This window comes from Methylomonas sp. PHL2-19 (assembly GCF_059331595.1).
On record NZ_CP196839.1, the window covers coordinates 3221445 to 3247203 of the forward strand.

The 25759-nt window shown below is 50.1% G+C and carries 20 protein-coding genes and 1 pseudogene; 15 read left to right on the plus strand and 6 right to left on the minus strand.

Translation table 11 applies throughout. The features are described from left to right. Window positions 1-6: 6 nt before the first annotated feature. From ACR02O_RS14885 to ACR02O_RS14900, 4 genes and pseudogenes are all read left to right on the plus strand, one after another. Window positions 7-753 (plus strand): annotated as a pseudogene (locus tag ACR02O_RS14885) (IS5 family transposase); the annotation flags it as partial. A 349-nt stretch (window positions 754-1102) separates the two neighbouring features. Next, window positions 1103-1750, plus strand: coding sequence for a transglycosylase SLT domain-containing protein (locus tag ACR02O_RS14890; protein WP_494521931.1), 648 nt, complete (start codon window positions 1103-1105; stop codon window positions 1748-1750). A gap of 18 nt (window positions 1751-1768) precedes the next feature. Further along, window positions 1769-2080 (plus strand): flagellar transcriptional regulator FlhD, encoded by a 312-nt coding sequence (locus ACR02O_RS14895; protein WP_494521932.1) that lies wholly within the window; start codon window positions 1769-1771, stop codon window positions 2078-2080. Continuing rightward, on the plus strand, window positions 2077-2628 hold the full coding sequence (locus ACR02O_RS14900; RefSeq protein ID WP_494521933.1) for a FlhC family transcriptional regulator: 552 nt from the start codon (window positions 2077-2079) through the stop codon (window positions 2626-2628). Before ACR02O_RS14895 ends, ACR02O_RS14900 begins: the two co-directional genes overlap by 4 nt. Before the next feature lie 177 nt (window positions 2629-2805). Here the strand turns inward: ACR02O_RS14900 and ACR02O_RS14905 are convergent, their stop codons facing one another. Further along, window positions 2806-4158, minus strand: a complete 1353-nt coding sequence (locus ACR02O_RS14905) for an IS1182 family transposase (RefSeq protein WP_494521934.1) — start codon at window positions 4156-4158, stop codon at window positions 2806-2808. 223 nt (window positions 4159-4381) lie between these two features. Here ACR02O_RS14905 and ACR02O_RS14910 point away from each other — a divergent pair, with 223 nt between their 5' ends. The 3 genes from ACR02O_RS14910 to ACR02O_RS14920 all read left to right on the plus strand — a co-directional run bounded on the left by ACR02O_RS14910 (window position 4382) and on the right by ACR02O_RS14920 (window position 5949). Further along, window positions 4382-4726: a UPF0175 family protein gene (locus ACR02O_RS14910; RefSeq protein WP_033159614.1), complete on the plus strand. Its 345-nt coding sequence runs from the start codon at window positions 4382-4384 to the stop codon at window positions 4724-4726. A 6-nt stretch (window positions 4727-4732) separates the two neighbouring features. Then, window positions 4733-5221, plus strand: a complete 489-nt coding sequence (locus tag ACR02O_RS14915; protein ID WP_494521935.1) for a PIN domain-containing protein — start codon at window positions 4733-4735, stop codon at window positions 5219-5221. A 122-nt stretch (window positions 5222-5343) separates the two neighbouring features. Continuing rightward, complete coding sequence (locus ACR02O_RS14920) at window positions 5344-5949, plus strand: hypothetical protein (RefSeq protein WP_240618057.1); 606 nt, start codon at window positions 5344-5346, stop codon at window positions 5947-5949. Here ACR02O_RS14920 and ACR02O_RS14925 read toward each other — a convergent pair whose 3' ends face one another. The 3 genes from ACR02O_RS14925 to traF form a co-directional block, all read right to left on the minus strand. Then, the gene (locus ACR02O_RS14925; protein WP_494521936.1) at window positions 5950-9147 is read right to left on the minus strand and encodes a conjugal transfer protein TraG N-terminal domain-containing protein; all 3198 of its coding nucleotides are present in this window, start codon (window positions 9145-9147) and stop codon (window positions 5950-5952) included. A 62-nt stretch (window positions 9148-9209) separates the two neighbouring features. Next, window positions 9210-10661, minus strand: a complete 1452-nt coding sequence (locus tag ACR02O_RS14930; protein WP_494521937.1) for a conjugal transfer protein TraH — start codon at window positions 10659-10661, stop codon at window positions 9210-9212. Beyond that, the gene (gene traF / locus ACR02O_RS14935) at window positions 10658-11671 is read right to left on the minus strand and encodes a conjugal transfer protein TraF (protein WP_494521938.1); all 1014 of its coding nucleotides are present in this window, start codon (window positions 11669-11671) and stop codon (window positions 10658-10660) included. The genes ACR02O_RS14930 and traF overlap by 4 nt, the downstream gene beginning before the upstream one ends. A gap of 488 nt (window positions 11672-12159) precedes the next feature. Here traF and mobI point away from each other — a divergent pair, with 488 nt between their 5' ends. From mobI to ACR02O_RS14955, 4 genes are all read left to right on the plus strand, one after another. Then, the gene (gene mobI / locus ACR02O_RS14940; protein WP_494521939.1) at window positions 12160-12645 is read left to right on the plus strand and encodes a conjugative transfer protein MobI(A/C); all 486 of its coding nucleotides are present in this window, start codon (window positions 12160-12162) and stop codon (window positions 12643-12645) included. A 222-nt stretch (window positions 12646-12867) separates the two neighbouring features. Further along, complete coding sequence (locus tag ACR02O_RS14945; RefSeq protein ID WP_494521940.1) at window positions 12868-15921, plus strand: hypothetical protein; 3054 nt, start codon at window positions 12868-12870, stop codon at window positions 15919-15921. Between the two features lie 10 nt (window positions 15922-15931). Then, window positions 15932-16381, plus strand: a complete 450-nt coding sequence (locus tag ACR02O_RS14950) for a hypothetical protein (protein WP_494521941.1) — start codon at window positions 15932-15934, stop codon at window positions 16379-16381. Further along, window positions 16378-17526, plus strand: coding sequence for a 5'-methylthioadenosine/S-adenosylhomocysteine nucleosidase family protein (locus ACR02O_RS14955; RefSeq protein ID WP_494521942.1), 1149 nt, complete (start codon window positions 16378-16380; stop codon window positions 17524-17526). The genes ACR02O_RS14950 and ACR02O_RS14955 overlap by 4 nt, the downstream gene beginning before the upstream one ends. 520 nt (window positions 17527-18046) lie before the next feature. On the opposite strand, the gene trfA is transcribed toward ACR02O_RS14955, so the two are convergent. Together trfA and ACR02O_RS14965 are read right to left on the minus strand one after the other, a co-directional pair. Beyond that, the gene (gene trfA, locus ACR02O_RS14960; protein WP_494521943.1) at window positions 18047-18916 is read right to left on the minus strand and encodes a plasmid replication initiator TrfA; all 870 of its coding nucleotides are present in this window, start codon (window positions 18914-18916) and stop codon (window positions 18047-18049) included. Window positions 18917-18926: 10 nt separating this feature from the next. Beyond that, window positions 18927-19391, minus strand: a complete 465-nt coding sequence (locus ACR02O_RS14965) for a hypothetical protein (protein ID WP_494521944.1) — start codon at window positions 19389-19391, stop codon at window positions 18927-18929. 130 nt (window positions 19392-19521) lie between these two features. On the opposite strand from ACR02O_RS14965, the gene mobH reads away from it, so the two are divergent. The 4 genes from mobH (at window position 19522) to ACR02O_RS14985 (ending at window position 25740) form a co-directional block, all read left to right on the plus strand. Next, complete coding sequence (mobH, locus tag ACR02O_RS14970) at window positions 19522-21948, plus strand: MobH family relaxase (RefSeq protein WP_494521945.1); 2427 nt, start codon at window positions 19522-19524, stop codon at window positions 21946-21948. Continuing rightward, window positions 21945-23789, plus strand: a complete 1845-nt coding sequence (gene traD / locus ACR02O_RS14975) for a conjugative transfer system coupling protein TraD (protein ID WP_494521946.1) — start codon at window positions 21945-21947, stop codon at window positions 23787-23789. Before mobH ends, traD begins: the two co-directional genes overlap by 4 nt. Next, window positions 23786-24418 (plus strand): IncC plasmid conjugative DNA transfer DtrJ family protein, encoded by a 633-nt coding sequence (locus ACR02O_RS14980; RefSeq protein WP_101053405.1) that lies wholly within the window; start codon window positions 23786-23788, stop codon window positions 24416-24418. The genes traD and ACR02O_RS14980 overlap by 4 nt, the downstream gene beginning before the upstream one ends. Window positions 24419-24618: 200 nt before the next feature. Continuing rightward, window positions 24619-25740 (plus strand): inorganic phosphate transporter, encoded by a 1122-nt coding sequence (locus ACR02O_RS14985; protein ID WP_033159454.1) that lies wholly within the window; start codon window positions 24619-24621, stop codon window positions 25738-25740. The last annotated feature ends 19 nt before the right edge of the window (window positions 25741-25759 follow it).

Consider the following 25759-nt stretch of genomic DNA (forward strand, 5'->3'; position numbering starts at 1 on the left):
TAGCGAATGCCACGCCAACTGCTTACAGATACCCACTGGGAAAAGCTAAAAACGATTATGTTGAGTTTCAGCATTTACGACAAACCCGGTCTTCGGCAAACGGTCGAAGGGATTTTTTATCGTTTGCGTGTTGGCTGCCCTTGGCGAGACTTGCCCGTCGCTTTTGGCAAGTGGAATGCCGTGTACAAGCGCTTCAATGCCTGGGCACTGCAAGAAAAGCTGAGGGGTATCTTTCAAGCGCTAGTGATTGAGCCTGATTTGGAATGGCTATTTATTGATGGCAGCATTATTAAAGCCCATCAACACAGTAGCGGCGGCGCCCATGAAAATCCAACAGCCATCGGGAAATCGGTCGCAGGCAACACGACCAAAATCCATATGGCGGTTGATGCCGGTGGACTTCCCATCCAGTTCTCGATTACGGGGGGCGAAGTACATGACTGCAAAGAAGCGCCGGAATTTGTGGCCAAGCTCCCCCAGGCGGGCTACATGATTGCAGACAAAGGGTATGACAGCGAGCCGTTACGGATTCAAATTCGAGACCAAGGCACAGTCCCCATCATCCCAAGAAAACAAAATTCAATAGTCGGGAATGAGGAAATGGACTGGTGTCTCTATAAATATCGCCACCTCGTTGAAAACGTATTTGCGCGACTGAAACATTTTAGAGCTATTGCCACCCGATATGACAAACTAAAACGCAATTTTGAAGGTGCTATCGCCCTGGCTTGTGCATTTATCTGGGTGTCCATTTTTATTAGACCACTACATGGTTACCGATGTAAAAAGGCAACAGCCCCTATCATTCAACCTAACCATCTCCCGCAACCTACCCGCCAAAAACCGCCGTTCCTATTCCTGTCTGGTCAATATCGAGGCTTGCTTGGGTTGTAGAACGATGGTTTGTCTTTCACCTATTTGACGGTCAGTATGATAGGGGCGCTCCGGGTAACAAGGATTCCTTCCGTTCATAAGATTAAGTAAAAAAACAAGGCCAAATTCAGAGGATGGGCGAAAAACAGCTTAAAGAGTGGTTTTTCGAACATATAGAATTTTTGGCATCGTCGTAAACTCGCCTCAAGACCATTATGGCGAGCTTGCGATGTTCATTGTTCCTTCAAAAAATCTTAAGCATAAGTTTCCATTTCAAAACGTTGTTAAGCATCTTCGGATTGGCATGATGGGCGGCTTTTGCATCATCAGCCAACCCATGGAATCAATGGCTGCTGATTCCATTCAAGCGAATGGCAACAGCCAACAGTCCCTGGCATCAAACACTAAATTACAAAACACGCTGTGGGGGCAAGTAGGTCGTAGGCATCGCATTGATCCCTATATTCTGTATGCCGTTGCGCTCACGGAATCGCGAAAAAACGGCGGACAGAATCGTGTCATACCTTCGCCCTGGGCCATCAATAACGCTGGTACCGCCTTTATTCCTGGCAGCCAGCAGGAAGCCGAAGCGTTGCTTTATCAATTGATGGATCAAGGTAAACGCAATATCGACGTTGGCATTATGCAAGTGAATCTACGGTGGCATGGTCACCGTGTTGCGAAACCAGAGCAACTCTTGATACCAGGCACCAATCTCGAAATCGGCGCAAGCATACTCTCCGAGGCCATCCAATCAGTGCCTGACAATCTTGCACATGGCATAGGCCGATATTACAGTTGGAAAAACGAGCCGGCCGCCATCCAGTATGGGCAAAAAGTGATTGCCTTGGCTGATCAGATCCGAGCGATTCTTTAGTCCATCAAGGATTCCTGAATGGACGAAAATCTCTACAAACTCAATCTCGACTACCTCATCGTCGCTCAATCCTTAATTTTTTCCGGCAGCGAACAGAAAGCCATATTCTGCTTAGGTCTCACGACCGAAGCGGTGTCGTTGCTCAGAAAGATGCCACTCGAACAGTTGAAGAGCCTGGCTCGAAGTGATTGCCTAACCTTTGCCCCCCGTTTCAACACCCACAAATGGAGCAAATTCCTAGACGTCCAAAAAACCGAAGACCCCGAAGCACTTGCCGCGCGGACTGTCGAACTCCTAACGCTTTTGTCCCCCCATTCACCAGAGTCATGAGCAACCATTGCTCTTTTGCTGCTCGACTCAAAGATCAGTATTGGGCCTATCAATTACTGAAACGAAAGTTGCGTACCAAATTGGCCAGCCGGGTCATCAAAACCCTGCGCCCCAAAGAATTGTGTAACCTTTACTTTTCGCTGCACCGCGAAAGCCCAGTGGCGGGACTGATCCCCAGCATTACGTCAATGCCGCAGTCACGCGAGTCGTTTCTTTACATGGCCCTATTTGCTTCAATCTATCGAAGCGCTTGCTCAGGCGCTATCAGAGCGGAAATAGACCTGAATGCCATGGTATTTGCCTGGGACACTTTTTGTAAATTCTACCCAAACCATATTCAGGAACGCCGGCCGTTTGGCCGCATACGGCCTGCAAATTTCGATGAAGCCTGGATTATCGTCGAAGCCCTGAGAGACGGTCTCGCTGAATTACCTTACTGTACGACCTGCCATACGCCCTATTTGGTCATTCATGGCTGTAAGTACCCGCAAGTCTGCCAAATGTGCATGCTAAGCCAAATCCCTAAAACCAGAATCATCACCGATTAATTGATCCTAGGAGCCCGTCGGACTTAAGTTTTTTTAAGCCGAAAATTTGGCGTCAGCCAAATGATCGAAGCCCTCAAGCTGTCGTAAAGTTACTCAGCCGGTCTTGAGAATTGATGTAGACGCGCTCCCCTTGGGTTATTCGACGGCATGCAACCCTATCATTGAGTTCGGCGGGGCTTATGCCCCGGCCAGCGCATACATCCGTTTCAGGTTAAACGCCATCGCCACCAGCTTCCATTCCCCGGTTACCGCGTCCAGTCCGCGTAGCGAGAACTGGTGAAAGCCCAGTACCTGCTTGATGATCCCGAATACGGGTTCCACCGTGCATTTGCGCTTGGCATAGCGGGCCTTGCCTTCGCGGGTTTTCAGGTACCAGGCCATGTTTTCCACCGGGTCGCCGGTGTTGGGTTTCGGCGCGTCGGCCGCCAGATATTCAGCCAGGGGCACAGGGTGGCTGTCGCGGCCCATGGCGATCAAAGGTTTGATGCCGCTTCGTTCGCAAGCCTGAACGTTGGCGGCGCTGAAGTAGCCCGTGTCGGCCAGCAGGGCATCGACTTGGCCCAACGTCTCGGGGAGTTTTTTCAGCTCGGCCAACATCGGTTCGACTTGTTGCTGATCGTTGGTCTGTTGCGTGACGCGGGTGGCGACGATCAGCATCGTGTCGGCGTCGACGGCGGCTTGGCTGTTATAGCCTTGCACGAAGCCTTCATGACTGGGCATGATGCGAGATTCTTCGTCGGTCAGGTTGATTTGGTCGTCAGGCTTGGGGCCTATTTCCGGGGTCTTGGGCTCCGGCCCTCTGGGCTTTTTGCCGGCCTGCCGCCCGGTTTCCCGGCGGGCAATCTTCGCCTCATACTCCTTTTGTGCCTGCTCATCGCGCGGCTTGACCCGCTCGGCGATCTGGGTTTTGGCATCGCGCAGGGCTTTCAATCGGTCTTCACGCCGCGCCAGTTCGGCCGGCAAGTCCAGACCGTCGCGGTCGTCCGCCGCATCGGTTTCGGCGGCCTTTTGTAATAAGACCTGGACCTCGTTCCGCAGCTGCGCTTCCAGCTTTTCGATGTGACCGTGGGACAAGGCTTTATGCCTGGAGGCGTTCGCCTTCACTTTCGTACCGTCCAGCGCAATTTGCCCCAGTTTCACCAACTTCATCGCTTGGGACAGGCTGAGGACCTGGACGAACAGATCTTCCAGCTCGATCAGGAAGGTTTTGCGGAAATGGGCCAGCGTATCGTGGTCGGGATGCGTATCCGCGGACAGGAAACGGAACGCCACCGAATCGTAGGTCGCTCGTTCGATCTTACGGCTGGAAAACACGCCGGTGGCGTAACCGTACACCAGGAGCGCCAGCAACACCGAGGGATGATAGGCCGCACTGCCGCGTCCCTGGTAACGGCTGGTTAATTGGCTCAGATCCAGTTGCTCGATGACTTCGACAACAAAACGGGCCAGATGAGCCTCCGGCAGCCATTCGTCCACCGAAGGCGGTAGCACGTAAAGTTGATGGCGGTTGACGGGAATGAATCGACTCATCACAGGCTCCGTATATCTGATCTTTTGACCCTCCTTATTTTACCAAACCGATGTCGCGGTTAGATCTACTGCGCTAAAGTCCGACAGGCTCCTAGGAGCAACGTTGTCTTGGCCACATAGGAGATCATTGTCCAGGGAGAAAACTTTATGCAGCAATTTTCATTTAGAGGATTATAATCCACCTATCCAATCTTCCTATGTAATCAGGCTATGTAATCAGGCTATGAAAACCGTGAATGTCAGTGGTCTAAAGAACAACCCCAGCGAAGCTCTGCGCATGGCTCACGAGGATATGGTCTTGGTTATGAATCGAAACGAACCAGACGCGGTGATGGTCGGCCTCAAAGCCGCCAAAATCATTGGAATGCCGGGCGTGCGTAAAGCCTTGGCAACGGCACTTTTCAAGGACGGTAACCTGTCCCTTGCCCGCTCCGCTAAACTGGCCGATATGCCGTTGGCAAACTTTATTGCGCACGTCTCGCGCCTGGGTATTTCCGTCATCGAGCAAACGGCTGATGAAGTCGAGGATGATTTGGACACTCTGGACCAGTGGCTCAACCAAGCCTGATCGCGGATGACCAAAAAAGTAATTGTCGATGCCAGTCCATTGATCGGACTGGCGTTGGTGGAGGGTTTAATCTGGCTACCGAAGTTATTTGGCCAGGTTTTCGTACCCGAATCGGTGAAACAAGAAGTGTTACCGGGCAAATCTGCGCCAGGTGAACAAGCGCTGGCTCACGCATTTGATTCAGGTTGGCTAACGGTATGGCATGAATCCATAACACCACATTTGGACATTGATCTGGACACCGGAGAAACGGATTGCATCAACATTGCGCTGTCGTCACCCCAAAACTATTTGCTGATCATGGACGAACGTGCCGGACGGGCGGTGGCCAAAGAATATCAATTGCAAGTTGTCGGCACTGCCGCCGTCATCGGATTAGCCAAAAAGCGAGGTTTGATTGCGTCAGCTCGAGCCGCTTTTGAAGTCTTGCACCGTTCAGATTTTCGAATTTCGGCTACGGTCATCAACAAAATTCTGGCAAGTGTCGGCGAGTAAACCGTTCGATATGTAGGTCATCTTTCTTTGCCTTGTTGAAATAGTTTTGATTTAAAAAACCGACTTGGAACGTTAGTTCATTCGCGGTAGGATTGCCCAACCGCTTAAGCATGGAGAATGCTATGCCGACACAGTCATCACTCTCAAATCGATTCAAAAGGTCCAGCCAATCGATTCAAACCCGATTAAATCACTCGGTGTTTAATGGCCATCATGCAACGGTGGATTGCCCTGAATGCCATCGAATCATGTTGCCGCGCGTCATTACCTATTACGGGCAACCAACAAAATCGATTTGCCCTTTTTGTGGTGCAACGTTTGCCAAGTTTTCCTCCGGTTTACAACGATTTTTCGAACGTATCCACTCAAGAACCCTTTCATTTGATGCATTTAAAAAATTAATATTTTTCGCATCATGCTTCGGCTTGATTTGGTTGATCAGTCTATGGATTGAGCTACCTAAATCTCTTAACCTTATTGGAACAATCGGCGCACTTACCTTGCTAATCATCGCTGCAGCAGAGTTAACTGTTCAGCTGATAGAACATTTAGCTGCAAAACTCTCACATGAAAGCAATTATTACTGGGCAGGATTGGCTCTGATTCTCTCGGTTTTGTTGAGTCAGAATCCAGATTTAATCGACTATGCGCTTTTGTTTTCAGGAGTAATGCTGTTACGCTGGATTGCCGTAAGCGCATTACGAGCTTTGGGTGTAAAAAGATCGTAACTAATAATTGATTCGACCCCGTGCTCGATTAAAGTTAGCAATTTGATCGATCAAATCTGATCGGTTTTGCCCCGCCGCTTGTCTCAATAATACAGCAATATTCTCTGCGTCAGCCGGCGTTTCTTCATCTAGCATTCCTTGTTTCGCCAAGCCTAGGCTTCCGTCATCTTTTCCACCAACGGCAATTCCGGCAAAAGCCTCAAACATCGAGGCTTTATAGTAAGCCTGTTGGCTTGGTGTCAACTTATCAGCCACTTCACTTACCCTCTGATCAGCCCAAACATGCGCCACAGCCATAAACCCAGGATATGACTGAGCCGCAGCAGATTTAACGGCCTCCCAAGCATTATCATCCCTGGCATAGGCACTACTCGCATAATCAATAAATTGACTCACATGTTCATTGGCTACCTTGCCAACAGCTTCAAGGGTTTTAGCGGTGCTGTAAATACTCCCGCCTAAGTAATCGTAAGTTGCCTCTGCAGCCGAAGGCGTTTCATTGGCCGCTGCCGCAATTGATTGCCTAAAATGCTCCGCTTTGACATTCGCCAATTGACCAAAGCCTTCTCTTGAATTTTGTTCACGCTCGGCTAGGTTATGATCGTGTTGCACTTCAATCTGGGATTCGCCGCCGGCAATTTTTCCCGTCGCTGAACGAATCTGTGCCTGTGCTAGTTGATTTAGCGATTCGGTTTCAGCCCGTGGGTCTTTGAGATTGGCCTGTTCGACGACTGATTGAACCTTACCAGTTTCCGGTGCATTCGTTTTCAGCGATTCGTTCCGGCTAGCATTCAAGGCTTGATCCGCTTGCGGAGCATTGAACGCATCGCCGAGCAGCTGGTAACCCGAGATGTGTGCCTGATGCGATTGTTGATCATCCAGCGTGCGGTAACTGGGTGACGAGAATCCGGTCAGTAACGACATCCCGGCAGCGGCATAGGCCTGATCGGCATCGCTAATCCAACCGGCGGCTTTCCATTGCGAGGCCAATCGCTGTGTATCGCCTCGCAAGCCGTATTGATCCAGTGTGCGATCCAGACGCTCCATCAAGCCGGGATCATTCGCAATTTTGTAACCCGTTTCCGCCGCGCCGAAACTGGCTTGTGTCCCGAAGCGTTGTTGGGCCGATAGGGTTTGTTGATAGGATTCGCTAGCGGATACCGCATCGGTTGCACTGTGTTGCAACGAGGAAAGCGACTGATTTTGTAGCCCCATCGACGCGACGTTTCGAGTTCCGGTTTGCGCATCCAGCGCCAGGCTTTTGGCCAGTCCGGCCTGATAGCCCTGACTGTCGTTGACGGTTTGACTGATATCGGCGGCAATGGCGTCTGACTTGTCTTGACTGACTTTGAAGTCATTTTGCAAACGACCAGAGATCGCACCGCTCAATTGGTCGCTACCGAGTTTGGCACCGGCGTTGGCACTGCCGGCCACCAAGGCCGAGAATTGATCAGCGGATATACCGGTATCGGCATGTTTCTTGGCAAAGGCTTCGCCGAATTGGCGATTGTAGGCATCGGTGTAACTAGAACTGCTGGCAATTTGATTACCCAAGGAACGACTATCAAAGGCATCGTTGGTGATGCTGGTTGATTTCGACGCGGTCGATGAAACACTGTGCATTAAACTATTGGTCGCCTGTTCGGAAGCACTGTAAGCCGACGATACCGCCGCACTCATATCCTTGCCGGCGGTAAAGGTAGGCAACACCTTGTCGACGCCCGTTTGGGTGACCGCCGACAACGGACTGTATTGATGTTGCGCTTGAGCATTCAAGACCGGCGCCGGGCTGATCACATCGGGCGTAGCGATTTTCTCGTTCACGTAATCGCCACCGTCCATACGTCCCAGGAAATGGGTGGCGGTCACCGCGCCACGGTAGATCAGCATCAAGGTAATGGCCGGCGTCGACGCCGCCAGCATGCCGCCGATCGACAACCATTGTTGCAACTCCATGTCCAACTGGTAAATGCCCATCATCGACGGCAGGTTATAGGTGGCCGTGGTCAGCGCCGCCATCTTGCCCGCAGCCGACATCTGGATGAACAGATTGATCACCGCCAGTATCGGCATCCACAACTGGATCCACAGCAACATTGAGAAGTAGCCGATATTCATCCGAATACCGACATTGCCCAGCATCACCACAAACGCCATGATCGGTGCAATGGCATAACTCAAACCTTCGATAAATGCCATCATCGGCCGCACGATCTTGGCAAACAGGGTTTGTTCGGCGGCCCATTGGGTATTGCGTTGCTGAATGGCTTGATCGACCATCGCCGCCTTGTTCCAATGCAAACCGTCTTCGTGCCGGCCGATGACGCCTTTCTCGAACATGGGCAGGATGGCCGACATCAACATGTAATCGGCGGCATCGACCACGCCGGGACCGGCTAGCGCATCGAAGGCATCCTGAATTTTCGGCACCGTATCGCCTGCAGTCGGCACGCCCAAGGTCGGTTGCAACAAGCCTTCCAGCGTCGTCGCGAAATTGCCATTGGCCACCCCACTCAAATCGGCCCAGGCATCGGTACAGGTTTTGGTTTGCGGTTGGCCGCCGACAAAGATTTGCGTCATGTAGATGTCGGAATCGAAGCGGATGGCATTCAACGGATCCGCATCGCGCAAAATAGCATCCACCGATTTCTGATTCAGATCGACACCGGTTAAGGTGCATTCGCGCACGTAATTGGCAAACGAGGTTTCCATATCACTGCCGGCATTTGGCACGTTGGCCGCGCCTAGATTCACTCGAGACAATAGATTCTTCCGCACCGCCGTCAAGGTCTGCAAACTGTCGGCAAATCCATTGCCGGTCATCGATGGTGTGCCAAAGCCTTGTTCGAACAGTCGTGTGGTGCGATAACCCATGTTCGACATTACACTGCCGATCACCGCCGGTCCCAGCGGTACGTTGTCGACCACCACTACGCTGCCGGTATAGGCATCCTCGATCGACACTCGCACCGACGGCGCATATAGCATTAGCCACAATACATAGGCCAGGAGTAAATCCTGATAGCGAATACCGCGACCATCCCATTGCAATAGCGCTCTAAGCATGACGATGATGACACCGATCAGGCCGCCGACAGCCGCTGCGGTGCGGTAATCGCCGGTCCCGGAAATCATCGCGATCGCATTGAGGACGGCTTGCAAATAGGCGGAATCGCCCACGGAGAAGATTTCAAACATGGGCAACCTGCCTTTTAAACAACGTGGGAGAAAACCATCATGGGGGACGGGAGAATGAGCGTTTAAGGACTGGGCCAAGCCGTCCCGGAAGCCGGCAACTGCGCCACGGTACCGTAATGCTTGGGTTTCACGGTATTCATCAATTGCTGATAAAACGCCATCAAGGTTTGTGGGTTACCGTAGCGACCGGCGATGGTGACGTACTCGTCTTGAATCTGCTCACGGGCATCCTTCAAGGCATCCATCAGCAACTTGGCGTAGGCATGGTCGTTCATGTGCGCGGCGGTTTGTACTGCGGCGAGCAAATCGTTAACAATCAATTGCGCCAGTTCCAAGGCAATCACCGGCGCCGCTTCTTCGGCCCACAGTTTGGCAATGCCGGCATCCTCCCTAGCCAGGTTATGGATCATGCCGCCGATGGCATCGGGCACGGTTTGCATGAAGGCTTTTTCGCTGTCGGTGATTTGACCGCTGTTGGTCGAGAATTTGTAGATTAGTCCGTTGCCGGTATTGGCCGAACCCAGCAGGATTTCCATCACCCGTTGCTTCAAGCCCACCAGATTGACGTTCTGGACAATGGGTTTGAGGCACTGATCGGCATCGTGTCCATCCGAACAGGTGTACATCCTGACGGTTTGATAACTATTGCCGACGTCATTGCCGTACATCAAATCCTTGATCCGCAGCACCGGTGGCGGCGCGCTGATGGCATTGTTTTCGCCTTTGCCATCGGGTGCGGCTTGCGGGGCATCGACGATCACGGTACCGGAAATACTCATCGCCGCTTCCAGCAAACTGTTACCGCCGAAGCGAAACCAGCCGCCAGCGTTCTGATTGACCAAGGCCCGCCACACCAAATTGCCTTGAATGATCTTGGTCATGTCGGCAGGGTCGTTTTGCTTGACCTGCTGTACCGGATCACCCAAGGTGCTGGTATTGGTCCAGCTGGAAAACACATCCGAAATGCCTTGGGTAAACGAGGCATTGGACAGATTGGTCTTACTTTGCAGATCGAAGGCTTTGACAGTATCGTTAACCAGGCCCTGTGCCAACCGGCAGGAGTTGCTGAACATTTGGTTCATCTCCTGGACTTTCTTTTGCAAATCGGTCATCACCGACGCACACCAGGGGCACATGGCACCAACCGCCAACTGAAACGCATAGCCCGCCGCATTACCAGCCACATTGCGCATCAATTGCACGAACTGGTTGAAGTTGATGAAACTGAAACTGCCGGCGAACAAATCGATACCGCCGCAGCCGGCGCTGAACGACGGAGGTACGAACGACACCAGATTGGTATTGGTAATACCGTTACGCGCCACCAGGCTGCCGCCGGTAATCACGCCACGACGCTGTCCCAGATGCGCGGTGGGTGCCGTGAAGTTGGTCATGGTGCCGAACATGCTGTCCATTTCCTGTTGCAGGTCGGCATAAGCTGGAATAGCGCTCTCGACCAACAGAATAAACACCAGCATCTGGCGATAGCGCAGAGACAATGAAAGCGAAATCATGGTGAGCTCCCCATTTGCGCACTGCGTTGCAATGCCTGGATCAGTGACAGTGGATCTTGAGTGACCGCAGGGCTGATGCTACCGGCGGCCGGTAACAACATCGGCGTATTACGAATGCCCTGAGTAGTTTGGTATTGCGAAGCATCGATCCAACCCGCTTCCTTGGCGGCGAGCAGAATCCGTCCGGTGACTTCTTCCAACGACAACGCGCCTTGCGCCAAGGGCACAATTTGCTTCGGTGGTTTCATCAAAAACAGCGCTGGGGTTTGCTCTACCCCCAACATCGCCGCCTGACCGTTATCCCGTTTGAACTGGCTAAAAAAGCCGTTCGGCATGGGCAAGCCATCGAGCGACACGGGATAAATCTTGAAACCGTAGGCGTTTTCCAGCATGGCCAGAATTGGCGCCTGCACATGGCAATAAGGACAATCGGAACGAAAGAAAAACAAAATGCCAGCTTGCGCGGCAATCGACTTCAATGCCCTTTCCGCCACCACGCTGGCCTGATGATTGGCTTCATTGGCCGCATAGGTCGCCACCGGACGGCGCACGGTTTCATCGAGTTGCGGATCTGACATCACCACGTAGCGGGCGGCATTGGTAAAACGCTCGGCTTTGTCCATCATCACCCGCTGCAGGTAATAAAACGCCGCCACATTCTCGGGACTCGGATCGTCGATCGCCTGGTTCAGGTAATGCTCAAGGTTTTGCTTTAACCAAGCTGAAGACAGCGGTTGGGGTTCTACAGCAGTCTGTGGTCGAGTTTGGGGTTCAATTTCAGCTTGATGAACGACGCTGGGCGGTCTGATGTCAGGCTTGGGTTTTTCCTGATCGGCTTGGGTTTCGGGTTTGGCTTTTTTAGCTGGCTCCGGCAACACCTCATACCAAAACCAGCCGCGTTGCTTGTCGGAGAAATAGGAAATCTCGGGCGCGCTGTCTTTTCCCATCGCCAGCGAGGCTCTGAGACATAAGCTCATGATGATCGGTAAAGAAATGGCGTTTCGGTTCATCGCGCCATTGTCCGTCAGATCTTCCCACCGACTTTTGCAGCTGACGTCGAAAACGCCATCAGCTGCAAGATGGTTCGAAAAGCGATCACAGATCGCGACCGTAACGGCAGACGATCGCAAATTCGGCGTCAACTGCAATCGGTATCCAATATCGGTTGCCTAAAATGCTGGCGTTATTGCGAACGGGCGATGACCCGTAAATCCCAACAGGAAATCGACTTTCTATTTGCCTACGCTAGTAGGGAAACGAGGCAACGGCAATCGGCCTGAAAGCCGAAGTTATTTCCTAGATAGGCATGAATCACGCCGTTTTGCCAAGGCAATGCCTAAATGAGCCATCGAGAAAATGACAGTGAAATGCCTACTGCGGTAGGGATTCAATGTGCATATGGCTATGCAGTAAGGCGCTTTCCAAGGCTCGCAATGAACAGAAAATCCCGTTAGGCATTGTTCATGCCTATCCCTACAGTTAAGTAATAGGAAAATTCATGTCAAGCGAACAACCTGTCAACAGTCAGCTCAATCTTACTGAACAAGACCTGCTGCATTGGATCGAAACCCGGTGCGATCATCTCCAGGCGCAAGCCAAAGTATTGGTCGATGATTATTGGCGCCAAATGAAAAGCCAGCGCCAGAAACACAGCAAAAGCGAATCGGGCCGAATCGGCGTCCGCATCCGCTGCCGGGAAAGTCAATGCGCATTCAGCATCGAGTGGTATCGCATGGCCACGTTACGGCAAAACGGTCAAACCAAGCCCATTGCGCAGTACGTTAAGAAGGGCCGTAGCTATCGCTATCCGCTTGGCAACCTGCTGAAGGGCGAACCCACCTGGGAAGCGGAATTAGTTGAAGAACTGGAAACCGAATTTGCCCATATTCGGCAACAGCTCGATCGGCTGAGAAAAATTCGGGATGCGGTGCAGCGTTATTGCAGGGTAATTGAAGCCGATGCCAATGACAAATTCATCGGTTGACGTAGCTAAATGATCAACCATTGCTCTAATGAACCTGAGAGAATCCTTGGCCCTGATCGTCCAAAATTCCTCAGACGAAACGAAAGTGCCAATAGCGAGTGTCGATCCAAAAGCAGGCGTGGAGTGAGGTGAGTACGAGCAGCGCCAATCGCGAGCAATGCTTTGCACGTTGTTTACCGCATCTACCAAGCTTAAGCATATGCGATTATATTGTGGTGAATATTGAGAATTGGACAAGACGTTGATCTGCGCGTTGTGTCTCAACAAAGTATCTTTGCTACAGAACTAAGTGGAACTTTAATAGTGAAAAATAACTTTCAGAGCGACAAGGCATGGCGCCCAGCGGAAATCTACAAACTAATATCAAAGATTAGCAATATAGATAAGAGAAACATATTGCGTGGTTATATTGCAAAGCCTCATATTACTCATCATGAAGCTGAAATAATGAGAAGAGCAAACTCCCCTCATGACAGCATGATTGTAGGCGCACTATTAAAAGGGCCACACGGACTGTTGGATGAACAAGCAAAAAAGAAAACGAGTAAAGACCTTCTTAGAATGAATTCATTTCCTCCAACGAATTGGAAAAATGAGGTCTGTTATACAGCTGGATATATCAACTCCGTGAGCAAAGCGGCAACTGATATTTTGTCCGCAATAAAGAATTTATCTCGATTGGAAACATTGGATTCAGAGTATGCCCTCAAATTACTCCTTAGTTTGGCCGAGAAACATGGAGCATCTAATTATTTATCATACAAACTGGCATATTTGAGGAGTGCAAGAAGCCTTCCTGATAGCTTATGGACCATAGTTTCTAAAATAGAAAATGAAATAGATCATCGTAATAATCCTGGGATGCACTTTAGCGCTCTTGAAAATCTAAGTTCCAAAATTTCGCTCTTTGCGATTGCCCAAAGTCGAATCAGTAGATATGTTTCAATAGTTAATGGTGATTTCAGAAAGGCTCTTCCCCTGAGTAATTTCATACCAACTCCATTGGATGAAGAGGATGTTGCAGGTTTTTTACTTCGAGCAACTGAGTCTTGTCTATTAGATACAATCTACTCTGTATTAGTAATATTTAATCTTTCAGATGAACTCTCAGCTGTGAGGCGCGAATTCGAACGGCACCTTAAGCCTGAATTTGTGACACAACTGCTAGATGTAATCCAATTTGCCGCTCAATCAAAGGATGAAAATATCGTTACTGACTTCTATCGAGCTAATAATCAAGACAGCTATCCATCACTTGAACTATACCGGATCTCGTCAGCATTTCTTGAGCGCCCGAAATTTGCCATTTATAGGAATAAATTTGATCGAGTCATTGGTTCTCGATTGCTGGCAGAAATTATTGACGGAAAAGTCACCTCGATTTCCAAGCCATTCGACAATAAAGAGCTTCTTCTTTCACAAGACTCCGTGCCATTAAATGAAATTTTGCCAGTTTCGTTGGATACTTTTTACAGAACAACTTTGTTTCTGATGTTTATTGGCAATAAAAACAACATATCAAATTTTACAAGGACCGAGATCAAGTTCATCTTTGAGAATACGCTTAGTCTGGACTTGCTATTAACCGAGGAAGAAATGAATACGTTATATTTAACTACACCTCAAGAGACAAAAAGCCTGGTTACTGTTCTCGCGCTCGCTCTATTTCGGACAAAGTCAATCGATCCCGATATCGATTTTAGGTTTCGAACTGATTTTATTTCGCATGTCAAAAAAGATCATAACGGTTCTATCATTGATTTTATTGATTATCTGTTAGAAGACTCGCCACAGGTTGCAAATTACATTGTAAGAACACTTGATGAAGTAACACTTGAAAAAATGTATACCCTTGTCGAGAATTCAACACAAGTCATTGAAATACGATCAAATATATTGCGCGCAGCGGGCCGTAAGCTAAATCGAATTGAATATCTTATCGAGGCCGATCAGAATACGACACGTTCCAAGCTTTCAAAGCTACAGCAATATTTCGATAGTAGTAGAATGTATGTTGACAGTGTTGCGATGAAAAAGTGGCTTGATAGCAACCCAACTATATCAACTGATCAGTATCGCTCTTTGTATGCGAGCATTGAAGAAAGAGTTTCATCACTTGAGAACGACTCTAGCAGCAATAACGATATGTCTTCGGAACAGTTAGAAGACAAAGAAGAATATCTTTTTTCACAAATTGCTAAGGATGCATTTGAGCAATTTTGTCTGAATGCTGAATTCGGAATTGAATCGTACTTATGCCGCCGCATTCGACATAATACTATCGATAACGTAACAATAGATATTGTAGATGCAGTATTGCGCAAGCGAGAATACGAGGTTGTAATGACAAATGTCGGTATGCGCCAAACGGTAGATGCTTGGATAGCTTCGTACAAATCAATCATTGACAAATTGAAAAAAGACCACCTCCAGTTTAAACACTGTAATTCGTTCTTTAACGCCACCTTGGACATGGAAGACTCAACGACTAAAGATAATATCCGGAACATATCTAACACTTTGAAATCATCTGGCGGGAGCGAGTTACTCAATGATTTGCTTATAACATTTTGTTGGGAACAAATAACCCCCCAGCTTGAAAATGCAGCACGGATCATAAGAACAAAACTTCTAAATGAGGCCAACACTTCAATTGACAAATTTTTTTCCGGAAATATCAGCGCTCTCGAAGTGCAAATGAAGTCAGAGCTGCATGAGGCTGTGAATGAAGTCTTTAAAAAAGTTGCTGATTGGTTTCAGACTCCACAAAGAGGGTTCATATCAGCATCAGTTAGAGATCTATGTCAGATTATTTTATTAGAACTGAATCGAAATAATGGTGTTGAATATACCGGAAATGCCTTGGATATTAAATATACGGGCATAAGCGTTCATCGCTTATACGATTGCTTAGCCGTTTTACTGAAGAACGCCCAGAAACACGGCAAAGACGATGCAACCATATTTGTTAATGTCTACACAGACCGAACAAGTACTGCCGCGATTTTGGATATTTTATCTGTGGACATTACATCAACAGTTACCATAAAAGAATACATACAATCCAAGGAGAGAATTTTAAAGGCAATTGAATCCGTTGAAACTGGAGAAGATATGGTTACAGAAGGCTATACGGGAATCAAAAAAATCAAATTCATTACTCGAACTAGTGAAGGTTTTTCTACTATAAAATGCAAAGAAAATGATGATACAAACGAACTGAAACTTAGCTTTACTATTCACGCTGAAAGGGCAACTGAAGATCAGCTATTGTAGGTACAATATCATGAGAATTTTACTTGTTGAGGACGAGATACATAAACGGGACGAAATTATACAGTGCGTACAGCAAGTTTATAACTTTTCTCCTGATGTGGTTGATGGGGTACGTAGTGCGATATTGCAAGTCATAGAAGTAGACTACGATCTTATTATCCTAGATATGGCTCTTCCCACTTTTGGGGACAACGCCAATGACAGGAACAAAGGGCACGACCAAGCACAGGGCGGCATCGAAGTCTTGCGGTCTCTTAAGCAGGTAAACAAGTCAACAAAAGTAATTATAGTGACTCAATACCCTGATTTCAAAATTGGCGAGACCAAAGTAAAACTTAAAGATGCAGCAAAAATAATTTTTGATAAATATGATCAAAAGGTCATAGGCGCAGTTTTGTATCACTATAAATCGAAAACTACGTTACAGCGAATTACGTCAATTTTAAGGACTTGCCAATGAAGATAATGTTGATTGAGGATGATGAATCAAAATTCAAGGCGATTTCTTCGCATATTACGAAAAGTGGAATTTTGTCGAGTGATATAATTCGCGCGAAAAATATGACCGATTTTGCGGCAAACCTCAATGCCGATATTGGGCTTTTTATCATCGATTTTAAATTGCCAAGTATTGATAACGGAACTGCATCGCAGAACGGTAAAGCAATCTTGGAGTGTATTGTTAAAGCAGGCAAGAATAATGCATTGCTGCTTGCAATAAGTTCGTATCCAAACGATTTTCCAGAATTGAGAGCCTTTTATGAGTCTCATGGTTGTATTTTGGCTGATTTTGCGCAAGATAAGAATTGGAAATCTACGCTTGATCATTTATTGATTCAGATAAAACGAAATCTGAATTTTGATTTCATAATATTCTGTGCCTTACAGGAGGAACGAAATCCTTACATTACTTTGATTAAAGGTAAGCCCGTCATCAGGAGTGGGATTGACTGCTACGATATTGAAATTAATAGTACAAAGGGTAGCGTTGTACTTTTACCGCAAATGGGTCTTGTAAATGCTGCAGTGACGGCAGGCTTATGCATTGACAGATTCAAACCTTCAGTCGTTGGGATGAGTGGAATTTGTGGCGGATTTAAGGATAGAGCTCAATTGGGTCAATTATTCGTGTCTAGCATGGCTTATGAATACCAATCTGGAAAATGGGCATCAGATGGTTTTAAACACGAGCCATACCAAGTACCAACTGATCATGTCACGCTCACTGAATTAAAGTCGCTTATAAATAATAAAGGCCTACTTTCTGAGCTAGAAGTAGGATTTAACGGTGGAAAACGTCCACCCGAGCAGCACAAGCCAGAGACAGGTGTTTTCACCAGTGGTTCTGCAGTCATTGCAGATAAGAAACTTATGAATCAAATCACAGAGATTCACAGAAAGGTTAATGCCCTTGATATGGAAGTTTTTGCTGTGCAACGAGCTGCTGAACTATCTCCTCACAAGCCACCATGTATTTGTGCTAAAACAGTAGTTGATCTAGGTGACAGTAAAAAGAATAACGACCTACACCAATATGGCTCTTATATTTCGGCTAAATTTTTGATTAGGGCGATTGGCAACTTCTTTTCTCGCCCCCTTTCATAAGCAATTTTAGTGGATTATGAGACCAAAGAAGAATTTGCCGGAACTGCAGCCACGCTTGATTACCTGTCGATCTGACAGTTATGAACCGAAGGGCTACAACGGGTCGTCACAAGACGAACAAGGCCATTCCACCATACAAGCCTAATGACAAACTTCTCCCTAGCATTCGTTTCAAAAACGAAATCCTGGCTATCACCAGTCCCTATATATAGATTAAATAAAGATTATATATAGATTAGCACCCTCGATTTTCAGTGCAAAAGAATCGCCACAGACCACGAATAGCATGGCCTGCGGCGATTTCACAATTTGCTCTAAGCGTCGGTCTAATGCCGTGTCAAACGTCGGCCTAATGCCGTGCTTTTTGTCGGTCTAATGCCGTGCCCGTCGGTCTAATGCCGTTACCTTGTCGGCCGAATGCCGTGCCTCCGTCGGTCTAATGCCGTATCCGCGTCGGCCTAATGCCGTATAGAGAGGCTTCGACCGACCCAAAATAGCGTCGGTCTAATGCCGTGCTTTTTTAGTGCTGCTGGTCGTCCAGAAAACGCTGTTGACTGGGCGTCGGCTGGCGTTTGATCTTCACGATATCATCGGCGAATTCAAAGCTAGCCAAAGTACCAATACTCACCAAGGCCTCCAACGCTTTTCCCAACCGATATTTGAAATCGCGCAGGGTTTTCGAGCCACTGCCGCTGAGTCGATGAATGGTGGTAATTTTCATCGGAAACGGGGCCGCATGGGACGACAAGAAGCCGTGCAACCACAAGGCCAAGGGTTGCTTGCGCAATTTCTGCCGCTGTTCGAATTCAATGTAGGTGTAGCCCTCTTCGAACAGGCGCAGCATGGATTCGGTCAATTCCACTACGTAGCGCTGCGTCCGTTCATCACGGTAATAACGCAAGAAGCCTTTTTCACCGAAGGCATCCCGGCCGTGAAAGGTGATTTCGACAAAGGCGCCGCCTAAGCGGGCCATCGATTCTTTCAACCATTCATGCTGGCTCTTGCCGCTACCGCGCCCCAATGCCGTCAACAGGGCATGGGCACTGAATGTCACGCTAAATCCCGGTAATTGCTGCCGGGACAAGTGCACGATCTGCATCCAGACATCGAGGTCGGATTGATTGAGTTGTATGCCAAGGTAGCGAACCTCAATGCCATCGACTGCAGCCAGCAAAGTGCGTTTTTTGTAAGCAATGCGTTCCTTACCCTGGATGCCGGCGAACAATGCGCTCCGTAAGCAAGCATTGGGCGTACCGCGTATCGCCGACGGCCAATTGGGTAGTGAAGTCATGGGTTCGACGACCCGCAATTTGGCCTTTTTCCGTTCCGTCAGAGACTGAAAACGTTCGGTGAGATTATCGAGCGAATGGTTTGTGCTATTTCTGTCCATGACGACCACCTCACTTCTTCAGGCTGCCTGGATGACAACCATGACTCAGAACGTTGTGCGGAATTGGCATGGTTTTGACTAACGCCTGCTCCTCCGATGTCATATCGAGCTGATGATGGCAATATTTTCGCCAGGCGCGTTCGATAACCTGTACATCGTTATCCGGGCTATCTGGAATGTGCCGCGTACTGACATTGAGACCGCGATCCACTGCGTCGTCGCTTGCCGCGTAAACGCCAAGCGGCTGATCGACTTGCCTGACGACATGTTCAAGCGATGCAGACCGTAATACCGAACCGCCCAATCCTCCTGTCTGCCAAGCATTATCCAGCCGCCAGGGTTGTTCGGGTTGAACCGGCACAATCGATTCGATGACGGTCTCGCTCACGGCAGCATCGGGCCGGTTCAGCGAAGTACAGGCCGTGCCGCACACTGCAGACACAAGACAATGGATTGCGAGCGATTTGGATTTCATGAAAGCTCCAGAGTAATTAAAGGGAGCTCGTTACACTAAACACTCTTTTGCCAAGCCTGTTTGCAGCTGAAGTCGAATTCGTCGTCAGCTGCAAGCGACGATTGAAAAATTCCCGGCAAGATGCGGCGTTATGGAAAATACGCCTTCGACTTTCATTGCCCGCATCCGCCAACGTCTGTTTGGCGTCGATTCCGCGCCTGTCGGTCCGGTTGCGACAACGATTGATGAGGACGTGCCGCGTTACCCGCCCTTCATGAAGGGTCTACCGGCTGCGCCTGTGGAACGCATCCTGTCCAGTCAAACAGAGTTGATTGCGGCCATTGAACAGGCGCTGGCCATGCCGGATAGTCTGTATCAAACCATAGCCGCGCCGGTCATACACCGTTATGCCGCCTTCAGCCATTTGTTGCCGGCTTCCGAATCGCATCACCATCGCGGCGCCGGTGGCTTGTTTCGGCACGGACTGGAAGTCGCCCATTGGGCGACCTTGGCTTCCCAAGGCAGTTTGTTTGCCACGTCAGCATCACCCAAGGAACGAAAAGCACAAGAATTACGTTGGCGTCTGGCGGTTTGTTTTGCCGGGCTGTTACATGACATCGGCAAACCGGTCGCCGACATGGCCGTGGTCGACGCACGGGGGCAACATACCTGGAACCCTTGCGACGAAAACATCACCGACTGGGCTGTGCGAAATGAGATTGACCGATACTTTCTGCGTTGGAGGGATAACCGCCATAAACGCCATGAACAGTTTTCGGCCTTGGTAATCGAGCGCGTCCTGACCCGCGAAGCCCGCACCTTCATTCTGGAGTCCGGCCCCGACATCATGCAGGCCATGCTGGAAACCATTAACGGTTTGGACCGCGGTTCCAAAGTTTACGCACTGGTGATCACCGCCGACTGCAAAAGCGTGGAACGGGATTTAAAAGCGCACTACCAAAACATCGACTCGGCCCTGGGCATGCCGGTGGAAAAGTACCTGTTCGACGCTATGCGCCGCTTGGTCAAGTCCGGACAATGGACCGTCAACGAAAAAGGCTCTCGGCTATGGCGTTTTGAGGATGGTCTTCATATCGTCTGGCGGGCCGGTGCGCAAGACATCGTTACCCTGTTGGCCAAGGACAAAGTACCCGGCATTCCGCGCGACGAAGATACCTTGGCGGACATCCTGATCGAACGCGGCTTGGCAATCCCTAAGTCCTGGCCGGATGGCCGGCAATACCGTTATTGGCAAATGCAGCCCGAAGGCCTGGACAATCCGCTGTATCTATTGCGCCTAAAATCCGCGGAACTCATTTTCAGCGGCGAACCGCCGACTGTGGTTGAAGCGCGCGAAATCAACGAACCGGATCCGACTGCGCAAAACCCCGAACCCACTACTAATCCGGCACCGAAAACCAGTAAACCGGCAAAAACCAAGAACGTCGCGGCTCCGAATCAACCCAAACGCGCAGATAATCCTGCGTCAGTTTTGCCAGAAGCAACCTCACCAGAACCCGCATATGACCCAAGCGCCCTACCCGATTCGCGGCTAATCGAATCGGCACCACACACTTTGAATTCTCAAGGCGCGAAGGATCTAAATACCTTGCCATCAGATCCCGATCAACGACTGTCGCAAGCCAAATCAACCGATGACGCCCCTTCGTTGGATCAGACAGAACAACCGGAAAACGCAACGCCTGCCAAACCAACCCACTCAGAAAAAACGGCTTCAGCCGCAAAACCCGATCTCTCCACGACAGACACGAAAAGCATTTCTAATCCGGTCGATAGCGCCCGGTGCTGGTTACAAAACCACGGTGATGCCGGCCAATGGCTATTCGACATCTCTTCTATGCTTAATCAAGGCCAATGGAAGTTAGGCAGCGATCTATTGGAAGTTCAAGACAAATACTTGCTGCCGTTTCCGGCTACCCCTGAAAAACTCGCCATCGAGCCGCCCCAGTTCATCAAAATACTGGAGGAGACGGGGTGGCTGGTGACCGACGTTCTGTCACCGATGCGCAAGGTACAAACTATCCAATCCGTTCGCGGCGTCCTGCTGGCATTGGAACCGAGTTTGGCTTTGAAGGCATTATTTAAGTCTCAAGGCGAAACCACGCCAATAGAGTCATCCGCGCAATCTCCAAGCAGCAATACTGACAAGACCGTAGATCAAGTTAAGTCTTCTCAGCCTCAAGATGCGGCGCCTCTGGAACCCAAGCCTGTCCGGCCCAAATCAAAAGCGACAGGCAAGCAAAAATCAATCAGCGGCAACGCGCCAGCCAGTTCGGTCAATTCAGAGCCTGATAAGGCAAGTGCTCCACTAACAACTCTACCGGTAAAACCCGGAACTATCGACTTGCTGATCACACATGTGCGGCAACAAAACATCCCGCCCGAGGAATCATCGCCAGACGGTAATTGGCACACAGTATCCAATACCGAGCTGGAACAATTTCTGACCCAACATTCGACGGTCAAGCGAACTCGCCTGATGCTCGATATTGCTAACCATCCAGATTGTCGCTCGGTCAGTGCCACGGAGGGGATTCAGGTGAGATTACGTCCATGAAATCCGATTACGACTATCAATTTCCTTGGCGCCCGATTTTCGAGATTTATGCCTTCTCGGGTTGGTTGAGCGGCGCCGGTTTGGCGCATTTCACCAGTCGTTGGTCGGGCTTGCCACGCGAACCCTTCGACTGGTTGATGACGGCGTGCGGAGTGATGGCGTTTTGGCGATTATCACCGGCATTGAGTCTCTGGTATCGGAAACGCCGGTTGCGGCAGTTTCGTTTCCAATACCTGGATGCCGAGAAGCTGGTAACCCTGGTGAAGCGAAACCCCGAGGCTTTGTGGTTCGGCTGGGGATTCGATTGGGTGCAAAAGCATGCGCAATTGGCGTACGAGATTTTGAAACGCGATGTTTCGACGCTGATTCCCAGCGATCATCAGCGCATGGGCTCGGCCTGGATTCATGGCCTGGAAGTGTCCGAAAGTGACATCCGCCAGCCCTTGCAGCATACCGCCGGCCATACGCTGCTGGTCGGTACCACCGGCGCCGGTAAAACGCGCGCCTTTGATGTACTGGTTACGCAAGCCGTCTTGCGCGGTGAAGCGGTGATCATCATCGATCCCAAGGGCGATAAAGATCTGATGGTCTGCGCCAAACGCGCCTGTGCCTTGGCCAATCGCCCGGATCGCTTCGTGTATTTTCATCCGGCTTTTCCGGAAGGCAGCGTGCGACTCGATCCCTTGCACAATTTCAACCGGCCTTCGGAAATCGCCAGCCGCATCAGCGCCATTTCGCCTAGCGAAAGCAGTAACGATCCCTTCAAAGCCTTTGGCCAAAAATCACTGGATAACGTGATTCAGGGATTGATGGTGATCGAGGAACGTCCAACGTTAGTGAAACTGCGCAGGTACCTGGAAGGCGGTCCTTCCACGTTGGTGATTCAGGCCCTGGAACGCTATTTCGATAATAACCTTGGGCATTGGCGGCAAGAGGCGCGGCCTTACCTGAAGAATGCCAAGGACATCGATTCCAAAGCGCTAGGACTGGTCAAGTTCTACCGAGAGATCGTGCAATATCAATTGCCGAATCTGGATTTGGAAGGCTTGTTGTCCTTGTTCGAACATGACCGAGCGCACTTTAGCAAGATGGTGGCGTCTTTGATTCCCATCATGAACATGCTGACCTCGGGTTCCTTGGGGCCTTTGCTGTCACCGAATCCGCACGACGTGGATGACTTGCGGCCGATTACCAATACCGGCCACATCATCGAAAAAGCCCAGGTGGCTTACATCGGGCTGGACTCGTTATCCGATGGCATGGTGGGCAGTGCGATTGGTTCGATTCTGTTAGCCGACTTGGCCGCCGTCGCCGGCGATCGCTACAATTATGGCGTCTCGGATAGACCCGTGAATGTGTTTGTCGACGAAGCGGCCGAAGTCATCAATGATCCCTTCATCCAAGTGTTGAACAAAGGCCGTGGCGCCAAGATTCGTTTGTTCATTGCCACCCAGACCTTTGCCGATTTTGCCGCCCGTACCGGTTCCCAAGACAAAGCCCGGCAAGTGCTGGGTAACGTCAACAACCTGATCGCACTCAGGATCATGGACAGCGAAACCCAGCAGTACATCACCGACAATCTGCCAAAAACCCGCTTGAAGTACATCATGCGCACCCAAGGCGTGGCCACCAGTGCAACCAATCCCACGGTGTTTTCCGGAAATGTCGGTGAGCGCCTGATGGAAGAAGAAGGTGATTTGTTTGCCCCGCAGCTACTCGGACAACTGCCGGACTTGCATTACATCGCCAAGTTATCCGGCGGCCGGATCGTCAAAGGTCGCTTGCCGATCCTGCGGTCGGAACTGGATCGACAACGGAATCGACAAGGTGCTAGCTCATGACGCGCAATCTGTTGTTCAGCCTGATGCTGTGGCTACTGGAAGTGATCCTGGTGGCCAGCTTCGTGTCCGACCGCTGGACGCGGGAACTGCAACGCGCCGAAGATCAAATGATGATCGGCTATTTTGGCGCCGATAAAGAATCACAGATCAGCCATACCGCACAGCGCTGGTTTGATCGCCTGTTCGTCAGCACCGGTATCCGAGAAAGCGTGTTCCGCTATTTCATCCCAACCGAGCGCGAACGCCAGATGTCGAAAGGCTTCGAGGATGTGGGACGTAACGATTTATTTCCCTTTATCGAAAGCCGACTGAATGTGCTGTGGGACACGATCTTTCAAATGATCAAGCGCCTGACCACGGCGTGTATCTGGTTACCGTACCTTGCAGCCGCCTTGCTACCGTTTGTCGTCGACGGACTGGTGCGGCGCAAGATCAGTCAGACCAACTTCGATTACCCCAGTCCCATGGCGCATCGCTACAGCCTTTATCTGATTCTGGGCGCGCTGTATCTATTGCTGGTCAGTTTGACCTTACCGTTTCCGATTCCACCGCAAGCCGTGCCGGTAGGCGTTTTTGTCGTGGCCTACGCCGTCAACGTGCTGTTGGCCAATACGCAAAAGCGGGTTTAGCCATGTTCAACACAGCGTCATTACAGCTCCGTGATAGGCCTTTTCAAGCAATATTGGCCTATCTGAGATCCAGGGGTTGCAATATCTAATAACATCCTGTGGTTTACAACTTATTACACACCGCAAATTTTTTGTAAGGTTTCACGCTCCCCAGACGACTCATGGCCGTTAGAGTCGATTTCATCATAGGAGCGTTACCGATGTTGACAAGTTTGCTATTCCTCGGCGTTTGCTTTCTGGCCTATGCCAACGGCGCCAACGACAACTTCAAAGGGGTGGCCAGCTTATACGGCAGCGGCACCGTCAGTTTTCGACAGGCGTTGGCCTGGGCAACGCTGACGACCTTGGCGGGCTCGATGGCGGCGCTGTTTCTGGCCCAGACCTTGCTGATCAAATTTTCCGGCAAAGGTCTGGCACCCGACGATTTGATTCACACGCTGCCGTTCATGATTGCCGTTGCGGGCGGTGCGGGAATGACGGTGATTCTGGCCACCCGTCTCGGTTTTCCGATTTCCACGACCCATGCCTTGTTGGGCGCCATGGCGGGCAGTACCTTGTTGGCGACCTCCGGCAGCATCAGCCTAGCGCCTTTGCTGAGCAACTTTGTGTTGCCGTTGTTACTCAGTCCGTTCGTGGCGTTATTGTCGGCCGGGCTCCTGTATCGAAGCCTTAAGCTGTGGCTTGGCCGCCGGGCAAGCCATAACGACTGGTGTTTATGCGTTGAAAGGCCGGACAGTCTGGCGCTGGCCGGTAACGTCAATATGACCATGGCAATCGATTCGACATTGATTCCGTCGCCAAGCCTCGATCGTCAAGAGGCTTGCGCCGAGCGGCAAGCTAGCCAGATTTGGGGTTTCAGTCTTGAACGCCTGCGCGACGGCCTGCATGTTTGCAGCGCCGGCGCGGTTTGCTTTGCCCGCGGTTTGAACGACACGCCAAAAATTGCCGCGTTGTTGTTATTGGCGCCGGGTTTCGATCTGCACGGAATCATTGTCGTAGTAGCGATTGCGATGCTGTTGGGCGGGATATTCAATGCGAGACGCGTCGCCGAGACCATGAGCCACAAAATCACGTCTATCAGCCACGACCAGGGGCTTTCCGCCAATCTGGTGACGGCATTTTTGGTTATTTTTGCCAGCAAACTGGGCATGCCGGTTTCCACCACCCATGTATCGGTCGGCTCGCTGTTCGGCATTGGTCTGGTGAACGGCCAGGCCAATAGGTCTATGATTGCAGCCATTGCCTTATCGTGGCTATTGACGCTGCCCTGTGCGGCCATCTGTGCCGCTGCGGTGTATTACACAGCCAGCCATTTTCAATAATTTTTATTTAGGATCAGCC

Coding starts and splice junctions, on each gene's coding strand:
- ACR02O_RS14890 (WP_494521931.1), top strand. CDS start 1,103: ATGTTCATTGTTCCTTCAAAAAATCTTAAGCATAAGTTTCCATTTCAA.
- ACR02O_RS14895 (WP_494521932.1), top strand. CDS start 1,769: ATGGACGAAAATCTCTACAAACTCAATCTCGACTACCTCATCGTCGCT.
- ACR02O_RS14900 (WP_494521933.1), top strand. CDS start 2,077: ATGAGCAACCATTGCTCTTTTGCTGCTCGACTCAAAGATCAGTATTGG.
- ACR02O_RS14905 (WP_494521934.1), bottom strand. CDS start 4,158: ATGAGTCGATTCATTCCCGTCAACCGCCATCAACTTTACGTGCTACCG.
- ACR02O_RS14910 (WP_033159614.1), top strand. CDS start 4,382: ATGAAAACCGTGAATGTCAGTGGTCTAAAGAACAACCCCAGCGAAGCT.
- ACR02O_RS14915 (WP_494521935.1), top strand. CDS start 4,733: ATGACCAAAAAAGTAATTGTCGATGCCAGTCCATTGATCGGACTGGCG.
- ACR02O_RS14920 (WP_240618057.1), top strand. CDS start 5,344: ATGCCGACACAGTCATCACTCTCAAATCGATTCAAAAGGTCCAGCCAA.
- ACR02O_RS14925 (WP_494521936.1), bottom strand. CDS start 9,147: ATGTTTGAAATCTTCTCCGTGGGCGATTCCGCCTATTTGCAAGCCGTC.
- ACR02O_RS14930 (WP_494521937.1), bottom strand. CDS start 10,661: ATGATTTCGCTTTCATTGTCTCTGCGCTATCGCCAGATGCTGGTGTTT.
- traF (WP_494521938.1), bottom strand. CDS start 11,671: ATGAACCGAAACGCCATTTCTTTACCGATCATCATGAGCTTATGTCTC.
- mobI (WP_494521939.1), top strand. CDS start 12,160: ATGTCAAGCGAACAACCTGTCAACAGTCAGCTCAATCTTACTGAACAA.
- ACR02O_RS14950 (WP_494521941.1), top strand. CDS start 15,932: ATGAGAATTTTACTTGTTGAGGACGAGATACATAAACGGGACGAAATT.
- ACR02O_RS14955 (WP_494521942.1), top strand. CDS start 16,378: ATGAAGATAATGTTGATTGAGGATGATGAATCAAAATTCAAGGCGATT.
- trfA (WP_494521943.1), bottom strand. CDS start 18,916: ATGGACAGAAATAGCACAAACCATTCGCTCGATAATCTCACCGAACGT.
- ACR02O_RS14965 (WP_494521944.1), bottom strand. CDS start 19,391: ATGAAATCCAAATCGCTCGCAATCCATTGTCTTGTGTCTGCAGTGTGC.
- mobH (WP_494521945.1), top strand. CDS start 19,522: ATGGAAAATACGCCTTCGACTTTCATTGCCCGCATCCGCCAACGTCTG.
- traD (WP_494521946.1), top strand. CDS start 21,945: ATGAAATCCGATTACGACTATCAATTTCCTTGGCGCCCGATTTTCGAG.
- ACR02O_RS14980 (WP_101053405.1), top strand. CDS start 23,786: ATGACGCGCAATCTGTTGTTCAGCCTGATGCTGTGGCTACTGGAAGTG.
- ACR02O_RS14985 (WP_033159454.1), top strand. CDS start 24,619: ATGTTGACAAGTTTGCTATTCCTCGGCGTTTGCTTTCTGGCCTATGCC.